Genomic DNA, 19,560 nt, shown 5'->3' on the forward strand with positions numbered 1-19,560 from the left:
GCCGCAGCGTGCCGCGTGTTCCGCCCGTCAACCAGCGGACGAGACCGCCGGCCGGGGCCGTGGCACCGCGAGGAGCGCCGAAACGCCGGTCAGCGCCGCCGGCACGGCCCACCAGGCGTAGCGGAAATCCGCCGCGACGCCGAGCAGCGCGAAGCTCGCCACGTAGACGATGGCGGAGCCCGGCACCACGAGGGCGAAGGCGCCGCAGGGCGTTCCGCGGTATCGCCACGCGAAACCGGCGATCACGACGCAGGCGGCGAGCCAGACGCCGGCGCGGAACAACGGCGTCGGCTTCAGCACGTCGTGCACGGCCAGCATGGCGCCGAAGGCGCGATCGTCGGGCAGCGCGCGGCGCGACTTGTCGTCGAGGTCGAGCACCCAGATCGTGAAGTTCGGCTCGACCAGGAACTGCGTCGTGAAGGCGAGGCGGTGGCGAAGCCAGGCGAGCGGATGCGCCATGATCGCGGCGCTCCAGGCGGCCGTGAGCGCCGGCGTGCCGAACACGCCGTCGCGCTTCTCCAGCCGATCCATCACGAAGGCGCAGGGGCGGCCGTACCAGTAGGCGTCCCACAGATAGGGGTCGTAGCAATCGGAGACGAGGCGGCGTCGCTGCTCGGGCGTCCAGTCGCCGGGTAGGCGCACCTCGCCGGAAAAATGCGTGATGCCGCCGAGGTCGAACACGGCGAGCGAGTGCTGCGGGAACTCGCGCTTGGCGCCGAGCGCGCCGTAATAGACGAGCTGCAGGAGGACGAAGAGCGCGACGCCGGTCGGTATAAAAAGAAGCGCGAGGCGCTTCAGGTGGAACTGCGCCGGCCACAGCGCATAGGCGACCAGCACGGGCGCGGCGAGCATCGCGTTCGGACGCAGCAGCACGCCGAGGACGATCAGGGCGAGGGAGGCGACCTGCAAGCCGATGCGCAGGCCTCCGCCCCTCTCCCTGAGGGAGAGGGTCGGGCGCGGGCGAAGCACGCGACCGGGGTGAGGGTTTACGGCGCCTGTTGGTTGGCTCGGCACCCCCTCACCCGGACCGCTTCGCGGTCCGACCTCTCCCCGCTGGGGAGAGGTGAAGGCCGACGCGAACGCCAGCGCCGCGGCGAGGAGCCAGACGCAACCGAACAGGATGTCGCGCCAGATGATGCCGAGGAACATGAAGCCGGGCGGCGCGAAGCCGAGCAGCACCGTGACGACCCCGAGCCACGGCGCACGCCGCGCCAGCACGGCGCCGACGATCGAAAAACCGCTCCAGTAGAGCGCCGCGGTGACGAGCAGCATGCCGGGTGGACCGGGCACCAGGAGATCGATCTGCCGCCACGCCCAGGCCATCACGGGGGACTGCCAGTCGCCGTAGACGCCGGCGCGCGCCGCTACCAGCACGTAGCGGGCGTCGTAGGTCATCACGCCGGGCCAGAACACCGCGAGCGTGAGGCCGAAGCCGGCGAGCGCGATCAGCGCGACGGCGATCTGTGGCGCGAAACAGGCCGCGCGCGACGGCGCGAGCGCGGCGGCCGGCACCGCGAGGCTCAGGCCGAAGGCGCCGCGCCGCTCAGCGGATCGCATAGACGTCGCCGGAGTTCGCCGCGTGCGGCAGGCCGAGGATCCAGGATCGGATCTCCTCGGCGCTCCGCCAGGCGCCGTGTTCGAACCGGTGCGACTCGCCGAGCGACGCCTCGAATTTATCGTAGCCGAGCGCGACGCAGCGATCGAGCGCGGCCAGCGCGACGTCGCGTTGGATCGTGGTGAACTCGAACGACAGCGCCGCGACCTCGTGAGACAGTCCGAGCAGCGCCTCGGCCTCGAACCCTTCGACGTCGATCTTGATGAAGGCCGGGACACCGTGGCGGGCGATCAGCGCGTCGAGCGTCGTCATCGGAACGGTGAGCCGCTCGGTCCAGCACTCCTCGGCCCAGCCCGGCGCGCCGGCCGCCGCCGCGACGAACTGCTCCGACACGGTCGAGACGGTCGGGTTGTCGCGGTTGATCAGCAGCTCGGCCGTGCCCTCGCTGCGGCCGACCACCACGGGCTCGATCGTCACGCCGGGATCGCGCCGGAACAGCACGTCGAGCACCGTCACGAGATGCGGCTGCGGCTCGACGGCCACGACCCGGGCGCCGCGTCGGCGGAACGCCGCGGTGCGATCGCCGACATGGGCGCCGATGTCGAACACGAGGTCGCCGGGCGCGACGAAGTCGGCATACAGCCGGTCGAGCCCGGCCCGGTGGGTGCGGCGGCCGTGATAGGTCCGCAGCGAGCCGAGGATGCCCGTCAATGCGCGCAGGCGCCCGAACATCACGGCGATTCGGCGGGCTGAGGAATCACGACGGTGGCGGACGTCGGCCCGGAGACCGCCGCGGGCTGCGGCGCGGCGGTCGGGGACGGCGGCGCCGTGACGAGACGCAGGATCGGCGGCGGGTCGCGCTCCTCGGGCAGGCGACAGAGAGCGGCCTTCTGCATGAACCGTCCGAGCCCGGGCGACGCGGTCGCGACCGCGAGCGGCACGGCGAGCGCCGGCCCGAGCGCCAGCACGGCCGCGTAGGGGAGCGCGGCAGGCACGGTCGTGGCGACCAGCAGCAGCACGGCGAGACCCAGCACGGTCTGCGGCCACAGCAGCCGCAGCGCGAGGCCGACCGGCACGGCGTGATCGTCGCGCGCCTGAGCGCCCCAGCCGATGCCGCGCCCGAGCGCCAGCCGCACCAGGAACAGCGTGTGGGCGAGCCACAGGATCGGCACCAGGAGCTGCATGAAGGTCATGGCGACCAGGGCGTTGGAGACGAGCACGCCCGGCCCGCCGAACGGCGCGGCGCCGCGCGGCCGCGTCACCAGGGCGAGCACGGTCGCGATCTGCGGCGCGAACCACATCGGCAGCAGGATCCAGAACAAAGCGAGGCCGAGGGCCGGCGCGATCGCCGGGGCGTCGCCCGCCCCGAGCGCGGCGACGAGCGGGATCAGCACGGTGAGGCCCACCCAGGCCGGCGAGCCGAAGAACATCAGGATGGCGAAGACGAGCTGATAGCGGCTGATCGGCTTCAGGCCCGGCAGGCCGAGGAAGCGCCAATACTGCATGTTGCCCTGGCACCAGCGCAGATCGCGCCGCACGAACTCCATCAAGGTCGGCGGGTTCTCCTCGAAGCCGAGCGTCTCCTCGGGCAGCACCCGCACCTCGAAGCCGGCGCGGCGCATCAGCACGGCCTCGATCTGATCGTGGCTCAGCACATGCCCGCCGAGCGGCCCGGTGCCGGGCAGCGCCGACAGCTCGCAATGCGCGATGAAGGGCTTCAGGCGCAGCACCGCGTTGTGGCCCCAATAGGGGCCGCAGTCGGCCTGCCACCACGCGCTGCCGAACGTGTAGGAGCGCATCGAAAGCCGCATGCTGTACTGGAACAGCCGGGCGAAGGCGCTGGTCGCCGGGCGACCAATCACGAGGCCCTGGAGAATGCCGAGCTTCGGGTCCGCCTCGACGATCCGCACCATCCGCAGCACCGCCTCGGCCGGCATGACGCTGTCGGCGTCGAGCGTCACGGCGTAGTCGTGCAGGTGGCCGAAGGCGTTGCAGAACGCGGCGATGTTGCCGGCCTTGAAGCCGGCATTGTCGGTGCGCCGCCGATAGGTGAGCGCGATGCGCCCGGCGAATTCGGCGGTGAGCGCGGCGAAGGCGGCCTCCTCGGCGGCCGTGATGGCGGGGTCGCTGGTGTCGCTCAGCACATAGGCGTGGAACCGGTCGGCCTGCGGCGTCTCGGCGAGGCCGCCGAGGAGCGGCCGGAGGTTGCGAACGATGCGGTCCGGCGCCTCGTTGCGCACGCACACCAGGATGGCCGTGGACCCGATGATCGGCGCCGTCGGCGCCACCCGTGCCGCCACCGGCAGCACGGCCGCGACCGGATCGGCGGCGAAGCGCAGGATCAGGAAGCCGATGACGGCGTTCCAGAAGCCGATGACGGTCCACGGCAGCGTGACGCCGAACAGCACGAGGAGGAGGAGATCGAGGCCCGACGGCCCGCCCGGCGCCAGCGCCGCGGCGGCGAGCGCCAGGAGGCCCGCCATGGTGATCAGCACCAGCCCGGCGAACAGCGCGCGCCGCGCGCCGGCCGGGAGGGTTCGTTGCGGAACCGTCTGTCGATCCTGCGTGGGGTCCGCCGCAGCCGCCTGCCCCGACATCAGCTCCCCCTGCCCTGCCGCATCCGACGCGGGTATAGCGATGGGGCGGTTCCCCGGTCCAATAACGGATAAGCGAGTGACACGCCCATCTCGGTCCCCCTCCGCGCCGCCCGGCGCTCTCCATGCCGACGCCCTGTGGACGGTCGCCCCCGGCCGGGCCGAGATCCGCCACGAAGCCCTGACCCCGCCCGCGCCCGACGAGGTTCTGGTCCGGGCCCGGCACGGCGCGGTCAGCCGCGGCACCGAGCGCCTCGTGCTGGACGGCCGCGTGCCGGTCGCCGAGCACCACCGCATGCGGGCGCCGTTCATGTCCGGCGACTTTCCGTTCCCGGTCAAATACGGCTATTCGACGGTGGGTTACGTCGAGGCGGGGCGGCCGGATCTGGTCGGGCGCACCGTCTTCGCCCTGTTCCCGCACCAGACCCGCTTCGTTCTGCCGGCCGAGGCCGTGGTGCCGGTGCCGGACGGCGTGCCGGCGCGCCGCGCCGTGCTGGCCGCCAACATGGAGACGGCGCTCAACGCCGTGTGGGACACGTCGGCCGGCCCGGCCGACCGGATCGCCGTGGTCGGGGCCGGCGTGGTCGGGCTTCTGGTCGCCTATCTGTGTGCCCGGCTGCCCGGCGCCGAGGTGACGCTCGTCGACATCGCGCCGGATCGCGCCGCGACGGCGGCAGCGCTCGGGGTGCGGTTCGCGACGCCCGATCAGGCGCTGGAGCATCGTGGCGACGGCTGCGACCTGGTGATCCACGCGAGCGCCAGCGCGGCGGGGCTCACGACGGCGCTGGCGCTCGCCGGGCTCGAGGCGACCGTGCTGGAGCTGAGCTGGTACGGCGAGGGCAGCGTCGCGGCGCCGCTCGGCGGCGCCTTCCACAGCCGGCGGCTGACGCTCCGATCGTCGCAGGTCGGACAGGTGTCGCCGTCGCACCGGCCGCGCTGGACGCACCGGCGCCGGCTCGCGGCGGCCCTCGCTCTCCTCGCCGACGATCGTCTCGACGCCCTGCTCGCTCCGGCCGTGCCGTTTCACGACCTGCCGGACCGACTCGGCCACATGGTGTCGCCAGAAAGCGGCATCTTGTGCCCGCTGATCGACTATCCGGCGCCGTGACGCCGACCATCCGATCAGGCCGCAGTTTCAGACCGGGGGGCAGGCCGGCGCGTGGCAGACGAGCTCGATGTTGTGGCCCTCGGGATCGCGCACGAAGGCGGCGGAACAGCTCGAATGATCGTGCGGCCGCAGGCCCGGCCCACCGTTGTCGCGGCCGCCGGCCGCCAGCGCCGCGGCATGGAAGGCCTCGACGGTCGCGCGATCGGACGCCGAGAGCGCGACATGCAGCACGCCGGTGAGCCCTTCCTCGCCGCCGATCCAGAGGTCCGGCTCGCCGTCGCGCCAGAAGCCGGCGGCGGCGGGGTCCATGTCGGTCGCGTCCGGGCCGAACTCCATGATCCCCGAACAACCGAGCGGCGCCAGCGCGGCCGCAAAGAAGGCGCGCGAGCGGGGAATGTCGGACACCGGGGCGCCGACCCGATCGATCATGATCTGTTCTTCAAAAAAGCTCCGGGACGGCCCGAGAGCCGCCCCGGAGAAACACCGCAACGATCGATCGCGGTCAGGCCACGACCGTCAGGTCTTCTGGCGCTCGATCATCAGCTTCTTCAGCTCGGCGATCGCCTTGGCCGGGTTGAGGCCCTTCGGGCACGCCTTCGAGCAGTTCATGATGGTGACGCAGCGATAGAGGCGGAACGGATCCTCGAGCTCGTCGAGCCGCTCGCCGGTCGCCTCGTCGCGGCTGTCGATCACCCAGCGATAGGCGTGCAGGAGCGCGGCGGGACCGAGATAGCGATCCGGGTTCCACCAGTATTCCGGGCACGAGGTCGAGCAGCAGGCGCAGAGGATGCACTCGTAGAGACCGTCGAGCATCTCGCGGTCGTGCTTGCTCTGGATCCACTCCTTCTCGGGCGCCGGCGTCGCCGTCTGCAGCCAGGGCTGCACCAGCGCGTGCTGGGCGAAGAAATTGGTCAGATCCGGAACCAGATCCTTGACCACCGGCTGGTGCGGCAGCGGCAGCACCTTCACGGCACCCTTGATCTCGCCCATGTCCTTGGTGCAGGCGAGCGTGTTGACGCCGTCGATGTTCATGGCGCAGGAGCCGCAGATGCCCTCGCGGCAGGAGCGCCGGAACGTCAGCGTCGGATCGACCTTGTTCTTGATCCACAACAGCGCGTCGAGGACCATCGGCCCGCAGTCGTCGAGATCGACCGTGAAGGTGTCGATCCGCGGGTTCTTCCCGTCGTCGGGATTCCAGCGGTAGACGCGGAACTCGCGCGTGTTCGACGCGCCGTCCGGCTTCGGCCACACCTTGCCGTCGCCGACCCGCGAGTTCTTTGGCAGGGTGAATTCGACCATGTCAGTAAACCCTCGCCTTCGGCTCGATGTACGAGACGTCGTTCGTCATCGTGTAGGTGTGCACCGGGCGGTAGTCGATCGTCACCTTGCGGCTCTGCGGATCGAGCCACGCCAGCGTGTGCTTCATCCACTCCTTGTCGTCGCGCTCCGGGAAGTCCTCGCGGGCGTGCGCGCCGCGGCTTTCCTTGCGGTTGGCGGCGGAGTTCATGGTCACGACCGCCTGGGCGATCAGATTGTCGAACTCGAGCGTCTCGATCAGGTCGGTGTTCCAGATCAGCGAGCGGTCCGACACCTTCACGTCGGCCGAGCCGGCCAGCACCTCGTCGATCAGCTTGACGCCCTCGGTCAAGACCTCGCCGGTGCGGAACACGGCGCAGTTCGACTGCATCACCCGCTGCATGCGGGCGCGCAGCTCGGCCGTCGGGGTCGAGCCGTTGGCGTTGCGGAAGCGGTCGAGGCGGGCGAGCGCCTTGTCGGTCTCGGCCGCCGAGAGGGACGGCTGGCTGGCGCCGGGCTCGAGGATCTCGGCGCAGCGCAGTGCCGCGGCGCGGCCGAACACCACGAGATCGATCAGCGAGTTGGAGCCGAGCCGGTTGGCCCCGTGCACCGACACGCAGGCGGCCTCGCCGAGCGCCATCAGGCCGGGGACGATGTAGTCGGGATTGCCGTCCCGCTTGATCACCGCCTCGCCGTGATAGTTCGTGGCGATGCCGCCCATGTTGTAGTGGACGGTCGGGATGACCGGGATCGGCTCCTTGGTCACGTCGACGCCGGCGAAGATCTTCGCACTCTCCGAGATGCCGGGCAGGCGCTCGTGCAGGATCTTCGGATCGAGATGGTCGAGGTGCAGGAAGATGTGGTCCTTGTTGCGGCCGACGCCACGACCCTCGCGGATCTCGATCGTCATGGCGCGCGAGACGACATCGCGCGAAGCCAGATCCTTGGCGGAGGGTGCGTAGCGCTCCATGAAGCGCTCGCCCTCGGAGTTGACGAGGTAGCCACCCTCGCCGCGCGAGCCTTCGGTGATCAGGCAGCCCGAGCCGTAGATGCCGGTCGGGTGGAACTGGACGAACTCCATGTCCTGCAGCGGCAGGCCGGCGCGCAGCACCATGGCGTTGCCGTCGCCGGTCTGGGTGTGGGCGCCCGTGCAGGACAGATAGGCGCGGCCGTAGCCGCCGGTCGCCAGGATGGTCATCTGGGCGCGGAAGCGGTGCAGCGTCCCGTCGTCCATGTTGAGCGCGATGACGCCGCGGCAAGCGCCCTCGTCGTCCATGATCAGGTCGAGGACGAAATACTCGACCAGGAACTCGGCCGAGTGCTTCAGCGCGGCGCCGTACAAGGTGTGCAGCATCGCGTGGCCGGTGCGGTCGGCCGCCGCGCAGGTGCGCTGGGCGATGCCCTGGCCGTAGTTCGTCGTCATGCCGCCGAACGGCCGCTGGTAGATCTTGCCGTCCTCGGTGCGGGAGAAGGGCACGCCCCAGTGCTCGAGCTCGTAGACGGCGGCCGGCGCGTTGCGGCACATGTACTCGATGGTGTCCTGATCGCCGAGCCAGTCCGACCCCTTGACGGTGTCGTACATGTGCCAGCGCCAGTCGTCCGGGCCCATGTTGCCCAGCGCCGCCGAGATGCCGCCCTGCGCCGCGACCGTGTGCGAGCGGGTCGGGAACACCTTGGTCAGGCAGGCGGTGCGCAGCCCCGCCTCGCTGCAGCCGACGACGGCCCGCAGGCCCGCGCCGCCGGCGCCCACCACCACCACGTCGTAGGTGTGGTCCTCCAGCGGATAGGCCCGGCCGTTCACCGCCGGCGCGCCGCCGTTTCCGGATCCGTTGACGGCCATCGATCAGACTCCGAAGGAAAGCTTGAGGATCGCGTAGGTGCAGGCCAGCCAGACCACGATGGTGAGGAACGTGTTGGCGATCAGCAGGCCGGTCTTCATCGCCTTGCCGTGGACGTAGTCCTCGATCACCGACTGCAGGCCGAGGCGCATGTGCAGCGTGACCGTGTAGACCCACAGCAGCATGGTGATGGCGACGAGGGGCGATCCGAGAATCTGGACGACGGCGGCGTGGTTGCGGCCGATCAGCGAGATCACGATGACGATCGCGGCCAGCGTCAGCGGCAGGAGCGCGATCGAGGTGAGCCGCATCTCCCACCAGTGCTCGGTCCCGGACTTGGCCGAGCCGAGGCCGCGCACCTTGCCGATCGGGGTGCGGATGCTGGTCGACTTCATCGCAGGCCTCCCATCACGAAGCCGCCGATGATCCAGGCGAGCAGGGTGAGCGAGATCGAGCCGATCAGGGTCATGCGGGCGAGCCACTCGCGCTCGTTGGGCGCGAAGCCGCGGCCGGTGTCCCAGATCAGATGGCGGACGCCGCCGAGCGAGTGGTGGATCAGGCCCCACGAGAAGCCGAGCAGCACCAGCCGGCCGATCCAGGTGCTCATGAACCACTGGATCCAGGCATAGGCGTTCGGCCCCGTGGCGGCGGCGAGCAGCCACCACACGACGAGGAGGAAGCCGACATACAAAACGATCCCGGTGACCCGGTGGAAGCCGGACATCAGGAACGTGAAGGTCAGACGATAGATTTGGAGGTGCGGCGAAAGCGGCCGCTCGACCCGCGCCGGGCGTTCAGCCATGGAATTGCTCCAATGAAGGCCAGTCCCTTGAAGCAGAAGCGCGTCTTTTGTGCAATGCCCAATCGACGGCCTGCGGTGGATGTCGGGGTCATTATGATTGCATGCCGGGGCGTGACCGAACAGCCCGGCCGGCGACGATCGACTGTGCCGCACCGCGACGCGAATTCAATGCGGGGAAACCCGCGCCGGCGACGCGGGACATCGGCGTCGTGCGTCCCTCGCGACCGGCCGGGTGGCCCGCCGGAACGAGCCGCCGCTCAGCGCGGAATCAGCGCCCAATAGTCGAGGTCGAGGATGACGCCCGGCTCGTAGTCGTGGCCGGCCCGCAGCGGGTGGTCCTCGCAGGTGCGGTCCTTGGTCGCGACGAGCCGCAGGCGCAGCGCCCCGACGTCGCCGCGGCCGGGCAGCTCCGCCTTGCCGAGCACCTTCGACCAGGCGAACACGGTGTCGCCGGCGAACAGGGGTGCGACATGGGCGCCGCTGTTGATCGCCGCGACGTGGAAGACGTTGGCGAGGCCGTTGTAGGACAGCGCACGGGCGAGCGAGATGACGTGCCCGCCATAGATCAGCCGGCGGCCGATCCGGGTGCGCACCTGGGCGAAGTGGTTGAAGTGGACCTTGGCCGTATTCTGGTACAGGCGTGTCGACAGTTGATGCTCGGCGTCCTCGACCGTCATGCCGTCGACATGGTCGATCTTCTCGCCGATCGCATAGTCGTCGAACCGATCGGGCGCGCCGGAGAGGCCGAAATCCCAGCCCGCGGCATGGATCGACGGGCAGGCGGCGCCGAGGCTCGCCGGATCGACCGTCGTGGCCAGCTCGGGCACCAGCTCGGTGTGGGGCTTGGCCGCCTCGTCGCGCTTGTTGACCATCACCCAGCGCACGTATTCGAGAACCTTGGTCCCGTCCTGACGCCAGCCGGTCGACCGGACATAGACGACGCCGGTGCGTCGGCTCGAGTTCTCCTTGAGGCCGATCACCTCGGAGGTCGCGGTCAGCGTGTCGCCCGGATAGACGGTGGCGAGGAAGCGGCCCTCGGCGTAGCCGAGATTGGCGACGGCGTTGAGCGAGATATCCGGCACGGTCTTGCCGAACACGACGTGGAAGACGAGGAGGTCGTCGATCGGCGACCGTGGGTAGCCGATCGCCTGGGCGAAGGCGTCGGAGCTCTGCACCGCGAAACGCGGGCCGTAGAGGGCCGTGTAGAGCGCCACGTCGCCGGTCGTGACGGTGCGTGGCACGGCATGCCGGATGACGTCACCGATGCGAAAGTCTTCGAAGTAACGTCCCGCGCTGGTCTTGGCCATCGGACGAGGCCCCGGGGGGTCGGTGGCGGTTTTTGTGTCGGCTGGGATGTCGGCTCGGGATTGCCCGAGTCGTAGCGCGTCGCCTCGGGGCATGCAATTGGCCGAAAGGCGAGAGGCCCGGGTCGACGCCGCACGCTCCCCGGTCCCGCGACAGCGGACCCCCGAAGCGGCACGGCGGTCCCTGTCGCCGGCTCACGCCGGGACGAGCCGGACGGCCGTCATCGCCGCGGCGCGCGGCCTCACGCCGGCCAGGCGAAGGCGATCTTGTCGAGCGTCTTGGTGCCGAAGGTCTCGGACGAGCGCGCCACCGGACGGCCACCGAGCGCGCGATAGAAGTCCAGCGCCGGCTCGTTGTCGGACAGTGCCCACACCACGAGGCTCTTCATGCCGTTCTGCGCGAGGTCGCGCCGCGCCGCCGTGAACAGGCGGCGACCGAAGCCGAGCCCCTGGAACTCCGGCCGCATGTAGAGCTCGTAGACCTCGCCCTCGTAGGCGAGGCTGCGGGCGCGGTTACGGCCGTAGTTGGAGTAGCCCGCGATCTGATCGCCGAAGCAGAACAGCGAGACGCGGCTGCCCTTGCGGATGGCACCGTCCCACCAGGCCGGACCGCGCCGTTGCACCAGCTTCTCCAGCTCGGCGCCCGGGATGATGCCGCGATAGGCGGTCCGCCAAGCCTCGTCGTGGGCCGCTGCGACCGACGTCGCATCGGATACCTTGGCACGGCGAATCTCGATCAGGACGGTGCTCATGGCTCGATTAGAGCCAACGCGCCGACCTGCATCAAGAGGGCGCAGATACGTATTCTTCACCGTATTCGCGACTGTTGCGCCGTGGACACATGCGGGTCTTCGTGGCCACGCCGGCCGTCCGGCGCGCCCGATCGGCGATTCACGATCGTTGCCACATCGTCGCCACGTCGCGCTCCTCATGCGCCTTCCCTACGCCGACGCACGCGCTCGCGCGCCGCGTTCCGGCGAACGAAGATGCGTCGCGCGCGCAGCGCAGCCGAGCAGCCCCGGCCCGGCGCCGACGACGAGCGGATGCAGCGCGGCACGCCCAAGCCGCGATCGCCCCCGGGCGACGGCCCGACGGAAACCAAAGCGCACCTCGACGTCGTCGCGACCGAGCGCCCGGTCAGCCCCACACCTCGCGGGAGATCTCGACGATCATCGCGAGCTTCGCCCACTGCTCCTGATCGGCCAGGATGTTCCCCTCCTCGGTGGAGGCGAAGCCGCATTGCGGGCTGAGCGCGAGCTGGTCGAGCGGCGCGAACTTCGCCGCCTCCTCGATGCGGCGCTTGACCGCGTCGGGGTTCTCGAGCGTGCCGGTCTTCGAGGTGACGAGGCCGAGCACGACGATCTTCTTGCCCTTGGGCAGGAAGCGCAGCGGCTCGAAGCCGCCGGCCCGCTCGGTGTCGTATTCGAGAAAGTAGCCGTCGTAGTCGATCTCGCCGAGCAGGCGCTCGGCGACCGGCTCGTAACCGCCCTCGCTGATCCAGGTCGAGCGAAAGTTGCCGCGGCACACATGCGTGGTGATCACCATGTCGTGCGGCCGGTCGGAGATCGCGTGATTGATCACGTCGGCATAGATGCGCGGCAGCTTCTCGACCTCCTCGCCGCGCTCGCGGGCGAGCTGCAGCTGCTCCTTGGAGCAGAGATAGGCCCACACGGTGTCGTCGAACTGCAGGTAGCGGCAGCCGGCGTCGTAGAACGCTTTCACGGCCGTCTTGTAGGCGCGGCCGAGGTCGTCGAAGAAGGCGTCGAGGTCCGGATAGATCGAGGCGCTGATCTCCTTGCGGCCACCGCGGAAGTGCAGCAGCGTCGGCGACGGGATCGTCATCTTCGGCACGACCTTGGTGTTGGCCGCCAAAAACTTGAAGTGCTCCAGCATCGGATGTCCCGAGAAGCCGACCCGGCCGGTCACCCGCACGCCCTCGGCCCGCGTCTGCACGCCGTGGAACTGGATGCCGGACTGCGCCTCGAAGCCCTCGACGCCGTCGAGCTTCTTCAGAAAGTCGAAATGCCACCACGAGCGGCGAAACTCGCCGTCGGTGACGGCCTGGAGCCCGATGTCCTCCTGGGCGCGGATGACGCGGCGGATCTCCTCGTCCTCGACGCGGTGGAGCTCCTCGGCCGGGATCTCGCCGGCCTGGAAGCGGGCGCGGGCCTGCTTCAGTGCAGCCGGACGCAAGAGACTGCCGACCTGGTCGGCCCGGAACGGCGGACGATTGCGCGACATGTGCTTCTCCTCCCTGGCGGCGCGGGGCCGCATGTGTCGATGCTCCTCGCCGAACGCTCCGTCGTGGCCGGGCGCATCCCGACCATCCACGTCGTCGCGGACGGCGGCCGTGTTCGTGGATGCCCGCGACGAGCGCGGACATGACGCGGCAGAGCCGCGAAGGCGTCACCCGCCCGCGACGTGATGACGTGCCGCAGCACCCGTCACCGCCCGCTTCGGGCCGCCGTGGCTGACGCCGAGGAAGCCTTCCAGCACGGCGCGGTCGGCCTTGAGCGCGGCGCTGTCGCCGGCATGGACGACACTGCCGCGTTCCAGCACCACGGCCTGGTCGGTGACGCCGAGGATCTTCTGCGCGTTCTGCTCGACGACGATGGCGGACAGGCCCTCGTCGCGGGTGATGCGGGCGAGCGCCGCGATCAGCTCCTCGACGATGATCGGGGCGAGACCTTCGGTCGGCTCGTCGAGCAGCATCAGGCGCGGATTGAGCACCAGGGCGCGACCGACCGCCAGCATCTGCTGCTCGCCGCCGGAGAGCTGGTTGCCGAGATTGCCGCGCCGCTCGGCCAGCCGCGGGAACATCCCGTAGACCTTGGCGGGCGACCACGGCCCCGGGCGCGCCACCGCGGTGAGGTTCTCGTGCACGGTGAGCGACTTGAAGATGTTGCGCTCCTGCGGCACCCAGCCGATGCCGGCATGCGCGCGCTGGTCGGGGCGCAGTCTCGTGATGTCGCGGCCGGCGAGCCGGATGGTGCCGCCACGCCAGCGCGTCACCCCGACGATGGTGTTGACCAGCGTCGTCTTGCCCATGCCGTTGCGGCCGAGCAGTGCGAGCGAGCGCCCTTCGGCGAGCGTGAGCGAGATCTCGTTCAGCACCACGGCCTCGCCGTAGCCGGCGGAGAGGCGCTCGATCTCCAGAAGCTCAGGCATCGACCGGCTCCCCGGATTCAAGCGACTCACCGAGATAGACGGCCTTGACCCGCGGGTCGCGCGCGACCTCGTCGGGCGTGCCCTCGACGAAGAGCTGGCCGTTGACCAGCACCGAGATGCGATCCGCGAAGGTGAAGACGATGTCCATGTCGTGCTCGATCAGGAGCACCGTGACGTCCGCGGGCAGGCCGGCGACGGCGGCCAGGATCTCGTGGCGCTCCGCCTCCGGCACGCCGGCGGCCGGCTCGTCGAGCAGCAGCACGCGCGGCCGGCACGCGAAGGCGAGCGCGATCTCCAGGAGCCGCTGCTTGCCGTAGGGCAGCACGCCGGTGCGCTCGTGCATCACGTCGGCGAGGCCGAAGCGCTCCAGCAGCGCGGCGATCTCGTCGACCACCTCGGGCCGCGTGCCCGGCACCCGCCAGAAATGCGTTCCGGTGCCGAGCCGCTCGGAGATCGCGAGACCCAGCGTCTCGACCGGCGTGAGGTCGGCGAAGAGCTGATTGATCTGGAACGTGCGGGCGATGCCGAGCCGCACGCGCTGGTGCGGATCGAGCATCGTGATCTCCTTGCCGTCGAGCAGGATCTCGCCGCCCGACGGCTTGAGCACACCGGTCAGCATGTTCACGAGCGTCGTCTTGCCGGCACCGTTGGGTCCGATCAGCGCATGACGGGCGCCGCGCGCGATCGACAGGTTCACGTCGTTGGAGGCGACGATGCCGCCGAAGCGTTTTTCCAGGCGGCGCGTCTCCAGGACCGGGACGGGGGACATCGTCATCACGAGCGCCCTCCCTCGTCCGGCACGGGCGCGGCGCGGCGCGAGGAGCCCCGCCAGGCGCGCCAGTCGGACAGGCGGTCGGCGAGCCGACGCAGCGGCGCGAACCAGCCGCCGATACGCTCGCGGCCGACCAGCACGATCAGCACCAGGAACAGGCCGATCCAGAACTGCCAGTATTGCGGCGTCGCCGCCGCGATCCAGTCCTGGGCGAAGCGGAACACGACGGCGCCGATCAGCCCGCCGTAGAGATGGCCGGTGCCGCCGATGATCAGCACGAGGAGCGCGTCGGCGGAGCGGTCGAACGAGAGCGACTCGAGCGACGTGAAGGCGGTGGTCTGCGTGAGCAGCGCGCCCGCGATGCCGGCATAGGCGGCCGCCATGGTGTAGATGCCGACCAGCCGCCAGGTCTGGCCGATGCCGACCGCCGAGGCGCGCAACGGGTTGCCCTTGATCGCCTGCAAGGCGAGGCCGAAAGGCGAGCCGACGACGCGACGGGCGATCACGAACAGCACGAACAGCACGATCAGGCTGTAGACATAGGCCGTGTGGCCGTAGAGATCGAAACGGAACAGGCCGAGCACCGGCTCCATCGAGATGCCCTGCAGGCCGTCGGCGCCACCGGTGAGCCAGGCGGCCCGGTTGGCGACCTCGCGCACCAGAAGGGCGACGCCGAGCGTGACCATCAGGCGGGTGAGATCGGTGCCGCGCAGCACCAGGAAGCTGGTGACGAAGCCGAACAGGCCGCCGGCGAGGCCGGCGACCAGAAGGCCGAGCACCGGCTCGGTCACCAGCGCATGCTTGGCGAGCAGGCCGGCCGTGTAGGCGCCGACCCCGAAGAACGCGGCGTGGCCGAGCGAGATGATGCCGGCGTAGCCGAGGATCAGATCGAGCGACAGCGCGAGCAGCGCCCAGATGACGATCTCGGTGAGGATCAGGTGGTGCTCGGGCAGCACCCAGATGGTCGCCGCGGCGACCAGCCAGAACGCCACCTCGAGCGGCGTCCAGCGGGCGCGAGCCGTGAATTGCGCCGAAATGGCGTTCGCGAGCTTCGCCGAGGTCGACACGTCGGGCCCCCTCATCGCGCACCCTTCCGGACGAAGAGGCCCTGCGGCCGCAGGATCAGCACCACGATCATGATCGTGTAGATGACGAAGGCCCCGAGCTGCGGCACGTAGTACTTGCCGGCGACGTCGGCGATGCCGAGCAGCAGCGAGGCGAGGAACGGACCCGTGATCGAGGAGGTTCCGCCCACCGTCACGACGATCAGGAAGTAGATCATGTATTTGAGCGGGAAGATCGGATCGAGGCCGAGAATCTCGGCGCCGAGCGCCCCGCCGAGCCCGGCGAGGCCGGATCCCAACGCAAACGTGAGGCCGAACACGGCGCCGACGTTGATGCCGAGCCCGCGCGCCACCCGCTGGTCGTCGACGGCGGCGCGCAGCCGGCTGCCGAAACGGGTCTTGGTCAGGCCGAGCTGGAGGAGCGCCGTGACGAGGCCGCAGATCAAGATGATCAGGAGCCGGTACTTGCTCATGTCGAGGCCGAGGACCGTGACCTGGCCCTGCAGCGCCGGCGGGATGGCGATGAACTGCTGCGACGAGCCCATCGTGTAGTCGACGATGGCGACCGACATGAACACGAGCCCGATGGTGAACAGCACCTGGTCGAGATGGCTCTTGGCGTAGACGTGGACGTAGAGGGTGCGCTCGAGCAGAGCGCCGAGCGCCGCCGAGAACAGGAAGGCGACGACGAGGCCGAAGCCGAACGGCACGCCGAGCCGGTTCACGACGACGAGCGCCGCGTAGCCGCCCGCCATGGCGAAGGCGCCGTGCGCCAGATTGACGAAGTTCATCAGCCCGAGCGTCACCGACAGGCCGGCGGCGAGCACGAACAGGAGCATGCCGTAGGCGATGCCGTCGAACAGGATCGTGACCATGGGACCGCCGGGGGTGACAGTGTGGACGCTTCCTTCACCTCTCCCCTGCGGGGAGAGGTCGCTGCTCGCGCTTTTGCGCGAGCAGCGAGTGAGGGGGTGCCGAGGCATCCGACCGGCGCCGGAGCCCCCTCACCCTAACCCTCTCCCCACAGGGGAGAGGAAACAGGCTGCGGTCGAGGCACCGACGTGCCCTTCGCGCACATTCGATCTCACTTCTTCGCCTTGCCCGGATCCTTCACGTCCTTGAAGGTCTCGAACTCGACGTTGTAGAGCTCGCCGTTCTTCTTCTCGACCTTGCGGACGTAGATGTTCTGGACGATGTCGCGGGTCTCCGGGTCGATCGAGATCGGGCCGCGCGGGCTCTCCCACGCCATGCCTTTCATCGCGGCGAGCAGCTTGTCGCCGTTGGTGTCGCCGTTGGTCTTCTTCAGCGCCTCGTAGACGAGGTGCATGGCGTCGTAGCCGCCGACCGACATGAAGTTCGGGCGCAGGCCGTTGTTGGCCTTCTTGAACGCCTCGACGTACTTCTTGTTGAGCTCGGAGGGGTGGTCGGCCGAGTACATGTGCGCCGTCACGGTGCCGATCACCTGGTCGCCCATGCCGTTGAGGAGGTCGTCGTCGGTCACGTCGCCGGTGCCGATGATCTTGATGCCGGCCTTGTCGAGGCCGCGCTCGATGAACTGCTTGACGAAGGTCGCCCCCTGGCCGGACGGCACGAAGACGAACACGGCGTCCGGCGAGGCATCGCGGGCGCGCTGCAGGAACGGCGCGAAATCGGGCGCCGCGAGCGGCACCTTCAGGGCCTCGGCCACCTGGCCGCCGCCCTTGGTGAAGGCCGCCGTGAAGCTCTTCTCGGCGTCGATGCCGGGTGCGTAGTCCGACACGATGGTGACGACCTTCTTGACGCCGTTCTTGGCCGCCCATTCTCCGATGATCTCGCTCGACTGCGGCAGCGTGAAGCTGGTGCGCAGGATGTAGGGCGAGCGCTCGGTGATGATCGAGGTGCCGGCATTGGCGACGATGGTCGGGATCTTCGCCTCGGTGGCGAGCGGCGCGACGGCGAGCGCCGTCGGCGTCACGGCGAAGCCGATCAGCACGTTCACCTTGTCGCGGACGATCAGCTCCTGGGCGAGGCGCTTGGCGTTGTCGGCGACGGCGCCGTCGTCCTTGACGATCAGCTCGATCTTCTTGCCGGCGACCGTGTCGCCGTGCTGCTGCATGTAGAGCCGCATCGCCGCGAGGGTCTGAACGCCGGTCGACTGCTGCTGTCCCGTCATCGCCTCGATGACACCGATCTTGACGACGCCCTGCGCCGAGGCGGCCCCGACGGCCAGAAGGCCGAAGGCGACGCCGGCGGCGAGCCGTGTCAGCATGGTCCCGAGCATGTCTTTCTCCCTGTGGTTCGTTGTTTGTTGTCGTTGCAGTCGTCTCGTCGTCTCGGAGCGGCTCGATGGGCCGAGCCCGGCCCCCATGCCCCCGACATGCCGTGCGCCACCGACACCGGAGCTGTCGCGTCCGGGCTCGCGGACCTGACGGTCCGCGTTCCGGAACGACCCGTGCCACATCGCGGCGGCATGCGGTCCGGAGGTTCGACGTCGCTCGGATCCTCAGATCTCGAAGAACACCGTCTCGGCGTCGCCCTGCAGGCGGATGTCGAAGGTATAGACCGTGTGGCCGTTCTGGTCCGACTTCGCCGCGATCAGGGTGGCGCGCCGCTCCTCCGGCACCAGCGCCAGGATCGGATCGGCGGCGTTGCCGGGCTCGTCGGCGAAGTAGATGCGGGTGTAGCTCTGCCGCAGCATGCCGCGACCGTAGACCGCGACCAGGATGTGCGGTGCCTGGGTCGTGTCGTCCGGCCCCGGCACCGGGCCGGGCTTGATCGTCTCGAACACGAAGCGGCCGTCGGCGTCCGTCCCGGTGCGCCCGAAGCCCTGGAAGGTCGAGTTGCGCGGCCGCGGGTCGGCCGGGCTCGCGTAGCGGCCCTGCGCATCGGCCTGCCAGATCTCCAGCATCGAGTCGGTGATCGGCGCGCCGTCGCCGTCGAAGACGCGACCCTCGATGCGGATGCGCTCGCCGGCGGCGTCCGGCGTGATCAGGTTGTTGCCGAAGGTGTCCTTCCAGGCGTACTTGCCGTTCGGGGTGAGGCCGTAGGCGAAATACGGCCCGACGGTCTGGGACGGCGTGATGCCGAGCGACATCTCAGCTCTCCATCGGGGTCTGGTTGCGGCCGCGCAGCACGATGTCGAACCGGTAGGCGAGCGCCCATTCCGGCACGGTGCTCTCGAGGTCGAAGGCCGAGACCATGCGGTTGCGCGCCGCCTCCTCGGTCACCGAGTTGAAGATCGGATCGAACGGCAGAAGCGGATCGCCCGGGAAGTACATCTGGGTGACGAGCCGCGACACGAAGGAGTGGCCGAACATCGAGAAGTGGATGTGGGCCGGCCGCCAGGCGTTCGGATGATTGCCCCACGGATAGGCGCCGGGCTTCACGGTGACGAACTTGTAGTGCCCGTTCTCGTCGGTCTTGCAGCGGCCGGCGCCGGTGAAGTTCGGATCGAGCGGCGCCGGGTGCTGGTCGACGACGTGGATGTAGCGACCGCAGGCGTTGGCCTGCCAGATCTCGACCAGCGCGTTCCGCACCGGGCGACCATCCTCGTCGAGCACGCGGCCGTGCACGATGATGCGCTCGCCGAGCGGCTCGCCGGCGTGCTGACGGGTGAGATCCTCGTCGCCCGGCTGAACGGCGTCCTGCCCGTAGACCGGGCCGGTCAGCTCGCTCAGCGTGTGCTTCATCAGGATCAGCGGCTTGGTCGGCGACCGCTTCGGAGTGCTCTTGTACCCCGGTGACAACCGGGGCGGAAATGCGGACAGACTCTGGGTGGGAAAAAAGAACGTCATGGCCCTGGGTGTTTCCTGTGTTGTCGCTGCGATGAGCTTGTTTTTTCGTATTTCACCCCGCCGGGGCGGCGAATGCAAGTCCAGATTGATCCGATTTTGGACGCTGCGTGCGATTATCGCGCACCCAAGCCGCAGTCGTCCCACCGCCGATGGCGGTGCCCGGTTCCCATGACGCCCCGAGCGGAACGGGCCTCCGGCGAAGCGTTTTCGGACTGCCGAGAAACGGCGGCGCCATCGGGAGGCCCGCATGTGGGCCGTGCAGGGCTCGGGTCTGGCCTGCTCCATC

19 protein-coding genes are annotated in these 19,560 nt (G+C 69.6%); 1 reads left to right on the top strand and 18 read right to left on the bottom strand.

The features are described from left to right. Positions 1-27: 27 nt before the first annotated feature. Genes ACFSOX_RS05350 through mdoH form a run of 3 tightly spaced genes read right to left on the bottom strand, consistent with a single transcriptional unit; the run spans position 28 to position 4,152 of the window. Positions 28-1,557, bottom strand: coding sequence for a hypothetical protein (locus ACFSOX_RS05350; protein ID WP_378476763.1), 1,530 nt, complete (start codon positions 1,555-1,557; stop codon positions 28-30). After that, positions 1,544-2,287, bottom strand: coding sequence for an FkbM family methyltransferase (locus ACFSOX_RS05355; protein ID WP_378476764.1), 744 nt, complete (start codon positions 2,285-2,287; stop codon positions 1,544-1,546). Before ACFSOX_RS05355 ends, ACFSOX_RS05350 begins: the two co-directional genes overlap by 14 nt. Continuing rightward, positions 2,287-4,152, bottom strand: coding sequence for a glucans biosynthesis glucosyltransferase MdoH (mdoH, locus tag ACFSOX_RS05360; protein WP_378476765.1), 1,866 nt, complete (start codon positions 4,150-4,152; stop codon positions 2,287-2,289). The genes ACFSOX_RS05355 and mdoH overlap by 1 nt, the downstream gene beginning before the upstream one ends. 76 nt (positions 4,153-4,228) lie before the next feature. On the opposite strand from mdoH, the gene ACFSOX_RS05365 reads away from it, so the two are divergent. Next, positions 4,229-5,257, top strand: coding sequence for a zinc-dependent alcohol dehydrogenase (locus ACFSOX_RS05365; RefSeq protein ID WP_378476766.1), 1,029 nt, complete (start codon positions 4,229-4,231; stop codon positions 5,255-5,257). A gap of 27 nt (positions 5,258-5,284) precedes the next feature. Here the strand turns inward: ACFSOX_RS05365 and ACFSOX_RS05370 are convergent, their stop codons facing one another. The 15 genes from ACFSOX_RS05370 to pcaH form a co-directional block, all read right to left on the bottom strand. Further along, positions 5,285-5,686 carry a VOC family protein gene (locus ACFSOX_RS05370; RefSeq protein WP_378476767.1) on the bottom strand — a complete coding sequence of 134 codons (402 nt, stop codon included), beginning with the start codon at positions 5,684-5,686 and terminating at the stop codon, positions 5,285-5,287. An 87-nt stretch (positions 5,687-5,773) separates the two neighbouring features. Further along, a complete protein-coding gene (locus tag ACFSOX_RS05375) occupies positions 5,774-6,556 on the bottom strand; it encodes a succinate dehydrogenase iron-sulfur subunit (protein WP_378476768.1) in 783 nt (260 codons plus the stop codon). A 1-nt stretch (position 6,557) separates the two neighbouring features. After that, a complete protein-coding gene (sdhA, locus tag ACFSOX_RS05380; protein WP_378476769.1) occupies positions 6,558-8,393 on the bottom strand; it encodes a succinate dehydrogenase flavoprotein subunit in 1,836 nt (611 codons plus the stop codon). A 3-nt stretch (positions 8,394-8,396) separates the two neighbouring features. Then, positions 8,397-8,786, bottom strand: a complete 390-nt coding sequence (sdhD, locus tag ACFSOX_RS05385) for a succinate dehydrogenase, hydrophobic membrane anchor protein (protein WP_378476770.1) — start codon at positions 8,784-8,786, stop codon at positions 8,397-8,399. Next, positions 8,783-9,193: a succinate dehydrogenase, cytochrome b556 subunit gene (sdhC, locus tag ACFSOX_RS05390; RefSeq protein ID WP_378476771.1), complete on the bottom strand. Its 411-nt coding sequence runs from the start codon at positions 9,191-9,193 to the stop codon at positions 8,783-8,785. The genes sdhD and sdhC overlap by 4 nt, the downstream gene beginning before the upstream one ends. Before the next feature lie 257 nt (positions 9,194-9,450). Then, positions 9,451-10,500 (bottom strand): MaoC family dehydratase, encoded by a 1,050-nt coding sequence (locus tag ACFSOX_RS05395; protein ID WP_378476772.1) that lies wholly within the window; start codon positions 10,498-10,500, stop codon positions 9,451-9,453. Between the two features lie 239 nt (positions 10,501-10,739). Then, entirely contained in the window at positions 10,740-11,249 is a 510-nt protein-coding gene (locus ACFSOX_RS05400; protein ID WP_378476773.1) for a GNAT family N-acetyltransferase, read from the bottom strand. Positions 11,250-11,634: 385 nt separating this feature from the next. Next, a complete protein-coding gene (locus tag ACFSOX_RS05405; protein WP_378476774.1) occupies positions 11,635-12,738 on the bottom strand; it encodes a cobalamin-independent methionine synthase II family protein in 1,104 nt (367 codons plus the stop codon). Between the two features lie 165 nt (positions 12,739-12,903). After that, positions 12,904-13,665 (bottom strand): ABC transporter ATP-binding protein, encoded by a 762-nt coding sequence (locus ACFSOX_RS05410; protein ID WP_378476775.1) that lies wholly within the window; start codon positions 13,663-13,665, stop codon positions 12,904-12,906. Continuing rightward, positions 13,658-14,434, bottom strand: a complete 777-nt coding sequence (locus ACFSOX_RS05415; RefSeq protein ID WP_378476955.1) for an ABC transporter ATP-binding protein — start codon at positions 14,432-14,434, stop codon at positions 13,658-13,660. Before ACFSOX_RS05415 ends, ACFSOX_RS05410 begins: the two co-directional genes overlap by 8 nt. Before the next feature lie 5 nt (positions 14,435-14,439). Further along, positions 14,440-15,519: a branched-chain amino acid ABC transporter permease gene (locus ACFSOX_RS05420; RefSeq protein WP_378476776.1), complete on the bottom strand. Its 1,080-nt coding sequence runs from the start codon at positions 15,517-15,519 to the stop codon at positions 14,440-14,442. After that, positions 15,516-16,376 (bottom strand): branched-chain amino acid ABC transporter permease, encoded by an 861-nt coding sequence (locus tag ACFSOX_RS05425; RefSeq protein ID WP_378476777.1) that lies wholly within the window; start codon positions 16,374-16,376, stop codon positions 15,516-15,518. Before ACFSOX_RS05425 ends, ACFSOX_RS05420 begins: the two co-directional genes overlap by 4 nt. 209 nt (positions 16,377-16,585) lie before the next feature. Next, positions 16,586-17,749, bottom strand: coding sequence for an ABC transporter substrate-binding protein (locus tag ACFSOX_RS05430; RefSeq protein WP_378476956.1), 1,164 nt, complete (start codon positions 17,747-17,749; stop codon positions 16,586-16,588). A 234-nt stretch (positions 17,750-17,983) separates the two neighbouring features. Continuing rightward, positions 17,984-18,574 (bottom strand): protocatechuate 3,4-dioxygenase subunit alpha, encoded by a 591-nt coding sequence (pcaG, locus tag ACFSOX_RS05435; protein ID WP_378476778.1) that lies wholly within the window; start codon positions 18,572-18,574, stop codon positions 17,984-17,986. A gap of 1 nt (position 18,575) precedes the next feature. After that, a complete protein-coding gene (pcaH, locus tag ACFSOX_RS05440; protein WP_378476779.1) occupies positions 18,576-19,274 on the bottom strand; it encodes a protocatechuate 3,4-dioxygenase subunit beta in 699 nt (232 codons plus the stop codon). Between the last annotated feature and the right edge of the window lie 286 nt (positions 19,275-19,560).

The sequence above is a fragment of the Rhodoplanes azumiensis genome (assembly GCF_042682915.1).
GTDB classification, from domain to species: Bacteria; Pseudomonadota; Alphaproteobacteria; order Rhizobiales; family Xanthobacteraceae; genus Rhodoplanes; species Rhodoplanes azumiensis.